We start from the raw sequence: 1235 nt of genomic DNA on the forward strand, positions 1-1235 counted from the left end.
TGTAGTGGTCAACCCATCCCGGACACTATGTTAAGTTTTTCTTCGACGACGGCCGGTGCCAGTCCCTGGTTGAACTGATGCGGCCGTATCCAGTTATACCGGTGCATCAGGTAATGGCTGATGTCCCGTTGTGCTTCTTGTGCCGTCATGTAACCTGTTGACGGCAGCCATTCCGTTTTGAAGCTACGGAACAGTCGTTCCATAGGTGAGTTATCCCAACAATTTCCACGCCGGCTCATACTCTGCCGTATCCGGTAGCGCCACAAGCGCTGACGGAATTTTCGGCTGGCGTACTGACTGCCCTGATCCGAATGGAACAGCAGTCCCTGCGGTCGACCACGCTGCTCGTAGGCCATTTCCAGCGCTTGCACAACAAGGTCGGCGTCGGGCCGTAGTGAGAATGCCCAGCCCACGGCTCGGCGAGCGAACAGATCCAACACCACAGCCAAGTAATACCATCGCCCCTGCGCCCAAACATAGGTGATATCGCCGCACCAGACCTGATTTGGCGCCTCCACCGTGAACTCTCGGTTGAGATGATTCGGAATGTCGACACGCTCCACCGTGGCCTGCTTGTAGGCGTGCTTGCCAGGTTGCTTGCAGACCAGCCCCAACTCCTCCATCAGGCGACTAACTTTGAAGCGGCCAATGGCAGTGCCTTCCTCGCGCATCATGTCCATGATGCTGCGGCTCCCCGCTGAACTGCGGCTCTCAACGAACAGCTCGTGGACGCGGCTACGTAATGCCATGCGCTCAACATCAATGTGTCGCACGCGCTCCCGATGTGCATACAGGCATGAGCGCGCGATGTCGAAGACCGCGCAGATCAACTCGATTGATTCGTCACCACAAATCTGATCGATTACCTCGTACGTTCTATCCCTTCCGACATCAAGAGCGCGGTAGCCTTTTTTAAAATGGATTTCTCCCGCTCAAGACGTTCAATGCGCGCCTCTAGTTCCTGTATTCGCTGCTGATCCGGCGTGATCGCCTTGCCCTGTGGCGTGACGCCTTGTCGCTCCAATTGAAGCTGCTGAACCCAGCGGCGCATTAGCGATTCTCCGACGCCAATCGACCGGCTGGCCTCCACGTGGCTGTATCCCTGATCCAATACCAAGCATGCTGCCTGCTGCTTGAACTCAGGGGAAAATGTACGTCTTTGCTTGCTCATCAAACACCTCTCCATGGCGAGCATTCTCGCCTAAATTGGTGTCCGGGTACATTAAACCACTACA

At 55.9% G+C, this 1235-nt stretch carries 1 protein-coding gene; it reads right to left on the reverse strand.

Going from position 1 to position 1235, the window contains the following annotated elements; all coding sequences use genetic code 11:
- Positions 1 to 8: 8 nt before the first annotated feature.
- Positions 9 to 1171, reverse strand: a protein-coding gene (locus BLS51_RS29115; RefSeq protein WP_090285882.1) for an IS3 family transposase whose coding sequence is annotated in 2 segments (ribosomal slippage) — positions 9 to 916 and positions 916 to 1171 — 1164 coding nt in all. Because the reading frame shifts where the segments join, the coding sequence is not laid out codon by codon here.
- Positions 1172 to 1235 lie beyond the last annotated feature (64 nt).

Origin of the sequence: Duganella sp. OV510 (genome assembly GCF_900100205.1) — a bacterium.
GTDB lineage: Bacteria > Pseudomonadota > Gammaproteobacteria > Burkholderiales > Burkholderiaceae_D > Rugamonas.